Here is a 5,689-nt window from a genome sequence, read left to right on the forward strand (position 1 = left end):
ATGGATTCTCGAACTTGAGGCCGGCGAGCGTGAAAAAACAGGAATTTCCAACCTCAAAGTAAAGTACAATGGAGCGTTCGGGTATTTTATCGAGGTGACCAAGGCAAACCTTCATCTCGTTCCCGAACATTATGTCCGCAAACAAACCATGACTAATGCCGAAAGGTATTATACCGATGAATTGCGGACCAAGGAGAAAGAAATCCTCAACGCGGAGGAGCAGGCAGTTGCCAAAGAGCAGGAACTTTTTGAGGAGGTGGTCCAACGAGCACTCGAACATGCAGATGGCCTTGCCCGGGTCGCTCGTGCCCTTGCCGAAGTGGATGTGTTTTCATCCTGGGGAGCGATTCTGCGTGATCGGGATTATTGCATTCCTACATTTGTTGAGGGTTCTCGGGAGTTGTTGATCGAGCAGGGGCGCCACCCAGTTGTCGAGACTGTGCTCAAGCAGGAAAGCCTCGGGCTTGCAGGCACCCATGCCTTCGTACCTAACGATGTCAATCTTTCGGCGGCGGAGGAACAACTCTGCTTAATTACTGGACCAAATATGGCAGGTAAGTCCACCTACATACGTCAGGTTGCCCTGATCACTCTGATGGCGCAGGTTGGGTCTGGTGTACCCGCAAAGTCCTGCAGGTTGGGCTTGGTCGATCGTATATTTTCCCGGGTAGGGGCGGGTGATGAATTGGCCAGGGGGAACTCCACTTTCATGGTGGAAATGAACGAGACCGCAAACATTCTCAATAATTGCACCGCTGACAGCTTGATCGTACTCGATGAAATTGGACGGGGGACCAGCACTTATGATGGATTGAGTATTGCCTGGGCTGTGGTCGAACATTTGCACGGGGAGGGAAGTGAGGGGCCTAAGACCCTATTTGCCACCCATTACCATGAACTTACCCGGTTGGCAGAGAGTTTGCCGCGTCTGCGGAACTATGCGGTAGCAGTGAAAGAGTGGAACGATGAAATCATTTTTGTACGCCAGGTAACCCCGGGTGCATCTGAGCGTTCCTTTGGTATCCAGGTTGCCCGTCTTGCTGGTTTACCTGACGGTGTGGTCAGTCGGGCCAAGCAAATCCTTGCCGGCTTGGAGGCAGAAGATGGAACGATTTCAGTCGACAATGAGTCTATGGCAGATTCTCCTTCACCAGAAAATGGTCCGCTAGAAAAACCTGTAGTCTCACCTAAAAAAAGACGGGTCTCCCCCAAGATCGATCCTTCCCAATTGGAATTGTTTTGAGCGAGTCCTTGTATTTCGAGGAGTACGGGGAACCCGGCAATCCAGTCGTCATTTTTTTACACGGTCTACTCGGGTCATCCAGAAATTGGAGGTCCATAGCCAAGACGCTTTCCCCAAACTACCACCTTTATGCATTGGACCTTCCAGAGCATGGTGCATCCCCGCACAGTACACGAACCGATTTAAAGATCATGAGTCTACAGATCGGTCAATGGATCGAGCAGAACTTGTCTGAGTCCTATGTTCTTTGCGGGCACAGCCTGGGAGGCAAGGTGGCGATGGCTCATGCTTGTTCCAAACCTAATCATTTGCAGGGCTTGGTGGTGGTGGATATCGCTCCCCGTGATTATCCTCCCGAACACCACCTACCCACTTTGGACGCCTTGCTCGGGCTGGAACTTTCTAGGCTTGAATCCCGCAAGCAGGCAGATGATTTATTAATCGAAAAAATCCCCAACTGGGCGTTTAGGCAGTTTTTACTCACCAACCTTCAGCAACGGGCAGGTGTATGGCAATGGCGCGTAAACCTAGGTGTGTTGCGTGCCAGCATGATGGAGTTATCCCAAAATCCCTTGGCCAGACAAGACTCGTACTCTGGTCCAACTCTATTCTTGCGAGGGGGGAAGTCTGGTTATTTGCGCAGTGAACATTTTACTTTGGTTACAGGTTTTTTTCCAGCTGCTAAAATTGTGACTTTACCCGATGCAGGGCACGATTTACACGTCGAGGACAAGGATGGTTTCCTTCTTAACTTAAATTCCTTTTTAAAAAACCTTACCGGATTTTAGAAAGCAGGTTCCTGAACTTAGCTGAAAACAATAGGCTGATCGTTTTGCAAAAGAAAATACCAACTTTTGTTCTTCCTCCAAATAGATGCTCAATAAATTGGGCAATTGTCAGAGCACAAAAAAAGACCCATGGTTTCCCATGGGCCTCTTTAAAGGGGTATTTGAAACAAGAAATTAGATTGCAGCCTTGAGCTTTGCTCCAGCCTTGAACTTTACATTCTTGGAAGCCTTAATCTTAATTTTCTCTCCGGTTTGTGGGTTAATTCCCTTACGAGCGGCACGCTTGACCACGGAAAAGGTGCCAAAACCGATGACTTGAACATTTTCCTTCTTCACTGCCTTAGTAATCGCATTGAGTACTGCATTGAGAGCAGCATCAGCGGCGGCTTTGGAAGTTTCTTTGCCCAAGTTTTTTTGAACGGCTTCGATGAGTTGACCTTTATTCATATTATTTTCCTTTTGTTTAGAAGGGTTATTTACTAGGTTTGTAGCCTTCTAGCTCGGTGTTTTCACGGCTTCGGTCAAACTTTTTTTCTCGAAAAGCCTATTTTTCTGCGGTTTTTGAGCTTTTTTGCCCCATTTCTGCTTCATCCGAGGGTTTTAAACGACCTTGAGCACCGCACGATACCGTTTCCAAAAGTTTTCCAAGTTCTTCAATTAAGGAGGAGTTGTTTACTTTGGCCATCTGATCCGCCCGTTTGACTAATTGTTCGGACATGACTCGGGCCTGTTCAGTTGAAGAGCCCAAGTTTTTAAATGCTTCAGCAACTTGTGAGATGGTTTGATCGTGTTCGTTCATTAGGAAAGAATTTGCACCCTTTGATCGCTGTTCCCAAATGGCAAGCCCTGATTATGCAGTTCGCTGAGAGCCTTCTCATGAACAACTGCGGTGCCTATCCATTCATCTCCAAAACGGAGGGAGAATTGGCTTTTGAGTGTTCCTACTGGTTTGCCTTGATCAAGCAGGGGGCAAGGCAGTTCAGGTTTGCCAGTACCTTTAACCGCAACAGCTTGTTTCCTAACTTTGCCCATCGCATGGATACGAGCCATCACTTCCTGGCCGAGGTAGCACCCTTTGTCGAAGTCGACCGATTTTTTTTCCAGTCCTCCTTCCTGGGGGAATTCCGTATCGCCAATTTCCAACCCCGGTCGGAAAAGATTTTCCTGAAGGCGTAAATATTCCAACTCTGTTGAATCTGCGGTTAGGAGATCGTTGGGCCAAGGATGGCTTGAGTCTGCCGGGTGTAGGAGCGAAAGAGATTTTCCGGGCAGGCTGGGATTGAGAAAGGCCCAACCTTTCTCAAGTTGCCGAGCTTCATTAGGCGCCAACTTTTCAATGCCTGAAATGGCGAGGGTCTTCTCCATACTCGAAGGATGAAAAAGGGAGGATAATTTCCAGTGATTGGAAAGGTCTGTGAATTCCACTTCATCTGCGACTATGTTTTCTTCGAGTAATCCTATGACTGCAGATGCAGGGGTATCCCTGCAGACGAGCAAATATTCCTCCTCTCCCGTGCGAATGACTTGGGCACCAAATAAGACTTTTCCTTTGAGGCTTAGCCTGAGTCCAGGGCGTGTGCCTAAGACCGGAATTTGATTCAGGTTAATGGTCAATTGACTTTGCAAATAGGGAAGGGCGTCCTCGCCCGATACCCGTACTACACCGGCTATAGAAAACTCAAATAATTGCATGGACATGCTCCTTTGCTAAAAGTTTGTCTTGTTCATGCAAGCTTAGGTTCTATGGTACTTCCCCTGTGCACCAAGTAACTAACCTAAGAATTACCGACTCGGAACCGCTTCCATCTCCCTTGGAAATGGTGACTGATATTCCACGATCTGATCACCAGCTTGGCGTGATTGCCCGCTCCCGTGCTGCTCTTCACGAAATTATTCATGGTCGGGATCGTCGGCTAATCGGAGTGGTCGGGCCCTGTTCGATTCATGATTTAACAGCCTGTCGGGAATATGCTGAAAAATTTATTGCCCTGTCCCGCGAATTGGAAGATCGATTGTTTCTTTTAATGCGTGTGTATTTTGAAAAGCCACGTACCACCGTGGGTTGGAAGGGATTAATTATGGATCCCCAACTCAATGGAACCTGTGATATCCCCGGGGGATTGCGACTTGCCCGATCCTTTCTTGGAGAGGTATTGGACCTGGGCATTCCCACCGCCACTGAGTTACTCGACCCGATCACTCCCCAATACCTTGCCGATTCTTTGAGTTGGGCAGCAATTGGTGCCCGTACATCCGAGTCACAAACCCATCGGCAAATGGCTTCCGGTTTATCAATGCCTGTAGGTTTTAAGAATGCGACCAGCGGAGATTTAAAGGCCGCAGTTAATGGAATCATTGCCGCCACTCAGAGCCAGACCTTTTTGGGGATCACTGAAGACGGCCGTGCATCCGCAGTGACTACGGGAGGGAATCCTGATTGCCAAATTATTTTGCGCGGTGGGGCCAGTGGCCCGAATTATGGTCCAGAATTTGTGGGCTATGCTCAATCCTTTCTTAAAGAAATAGACGGACCCTGTTCACTGATGATCGATTGTAGTCATGCGAACAGCGGCAAGGACCCAGCCCGTCAGCCCGAGGTGCTAGATGCTGTACTCGATCAGGTACAATCCGGGGCTGAATCGATCCATGCCTTTATGGTCGAAAGTCATCTACATTCGGGCAGTCAATCGTTTCCCCGGCCTTTAAACGAATTGGACTACGGCGTATCCATTACTGATGGATGTATCGATTGGTCGTCGACTGAGGCTTGCCTCCGCCGGGCTGCCGAGGTAGTGGACAAGGCTCGATTTTCATAATTTATACAACCTAAAACCAGACAATGACAAACAACCAAGCACCCATTCGCGTAGCCGTGACCGGAGCCGCCGGTCAAATCGGATATTCCTTACTTTTTCGCATCGCTTCGGGCGGGCTCTTCGGACCCGACCAACCCGTCGCTCTAAACCTTATCGAGATCGAGCCCGGCATGAAAGCCCTCGAAGGGGTCTGCATGGAGCTGGACGATTGTGCCTTTCCCTTGCTTAAGGATATTCGCCCAACCAGTGACTTGAATGCCGGTTTTGACGGTGCGAACTGGTCATTACTTGTCGGCAGCGTGCCCCGCAAAGCGGGCATGGAACGTGGAGACTTACTGGGGATCAACGGAAAGATTTTCACCGGGCAGGGCCAGGCAATTGCAAATAATGCTGCCTCCGATGTTCGCGTGCTTGTTGTGGGCAACCCCTGTAACACAAATTGTTTAATTGCTATGAATAACGCACCGGAGGTTCCGCGCGACCGCTGGTTTGCCATGACCCGACTTGACGAAAACCGTGCGGCCGCCCAACTTGCTGCCAAGGCAGATTGTCAGGTCTCTGATGTCTCTAATGTTACCATTTGGGGAAATCACTCTGCCACTCAGTATCCTGATTACTATAATTCCAAGATTGGTGGACAACCTGCACCCGAAGTTATTTCTGATGACACCTGGGCCCATGTTAATTTTATTCCTACCGTTCAACAACGTGGAGCAGCTATTATACAAGCCCGTGGTGCTTCATCAGCAGCTTCAGCGGCTAATGCCGCTATTGATACCGTCAAATCCCTGACTAATCCGACCCCGGAAGGAGATTGGAACAGTGTATGTGTGGCATCTGAT

7 protein-coding genes are annotated in these 5,689 nt (G+C 49.0%); 4 read left to right on the forward strand and 3 right to left on the reverse strand.

Annotated features, from left to right (window positions below; translation table 11 throughout):
* Positions 1 to 1,243 (forward strand): DNA mismatch repair protein MutS (gene mutS / locus ACKPQ4_RS09550; RefSeq protein WP_407680954.1); only part of this gene is annotated, 1,243 nt, incomplete at its 5' end.
* Positions 1,240 to 2,031, forward strand: coding sequence for an alpha/beta fold hydrolase (locus tag ACKPQ4_RS09555; RefSeq protein WP_407680955.1), 792 nt, complete (start codon positions 1,240 to 1,242; stop codon positions 2,029 to 2,031). The genes mutS and ACKPQ4_RS09555, both read left to right, overlap by 4 nt.
* A 174-nt stretch (positions 2,032 to 2,205) precedes the next feature.
* Here the strand turns inward: ACKPQ4_RS09555 and ACKPQ4_RS09560 are convergent, their stop codons facing one another.
* From ACKPQ4_RS09560 to ygfZ, 3 genes are all read right to left on the reverse strand, one after another.
* Positions 2,206 to 2,478 (reverse strand): HU family DNA-binding protein, encoded by a 273-nt coding sequence (locus tag ACKPQ4_RS09560; protein ID WP_407680956.1) that lies wholly within the window; start codon positions 2,476 to 2,478, stop codon positions 2,206 to 2,208.
* A gap of 97 nt (positions 2,479 to 2,575) precedes the next feature.
* Positions 2,576 to 2,830: a hypothetical protein gene (locus ACKPQ4_RS09565; protein ID WP_407680957.1), complete on the reverse strand. Its 255-nt coding sequence runs from the start codon at positions 2,828 to 2,830 to the stop codon at positions 2,576 to 2,578.
* Positions 2,830 to 3,723, reverse strand: a complete 894-nt coding sequence (gene ygfZ, locus ACKPQ4_RS09570) for a CAF17-like 4Fe-4S cluster assembly/insertion protein YgfZ (protein WP_407680958.1) — start codon at positions 3,721 to 3,723, stop codon at positions 2,830 to 2,832. Before ygfZ ends, ACKPQ4_RS09565 begins: the two co-directional genes overlap by 1 nt.
* 65 nt (positions 3,724 to 3,788) lie before the next feature.
* Between ygfZ and ACKPQ4_RS09575 the strand changes: the two genes are divergently transcribed.
* Positions 3,789 to 4,847, forward strand: a complete 1,059-nt coding sequence (locus ACKPQ4_RS09575) for a 3-deoxy-7-phosphoheptulonate synthase (RefSeq protein WP_407680959.1) — start codon at positions 3,789 to 3,791, stop codon at positions 4,845 to 4,847.
* A gap of 23 nt (positions 4,848 to 4,870) precedes the next feature.
* A partial coding sequence (locus ACKPQ4_RS09580) for a malate dehydrogenase (RefSeq protein WP_407680960.1) occupies positions 4,871 to 5,689 on the forward strand: 819 nt, incomplete at its 3' end.

It is taken from the genome of Candidatus Chordibacter forsetii, from assembly GCF_964187505.1.
GTDB lineage: Bacteria > Verrucomicrobiota > Verrucomicrobiia > Opitutales > Seribacteraceae > Chordibacter > Chordibacter forsetii.

Bases quoted from the DNA above. Each gene is read 5' to 3' on its own strand.
- ACKPQ4_RS09560 (WP_407680956.1), bottom strand. From the start codon at position 2,478: ATGAATAAAGGTCAACTCATCGAAGCCGTTCAAAAAAACTTGGGCAAA.
- ACKPQ4_RS09565 (WP_407680957.1), bottom strand. From the start codon at position 2,830: ATGAACGAACACGATCAAACCATCTCACAAGTTGCTGAAGCATTTAAA.
- ygfZ (WP_407680958.1), bottom strand. From the start codon at position 3,723: ATGCAATTATTTGAGTTTTCTATAGCCGGTGTAGTACGGGTATCGGGC.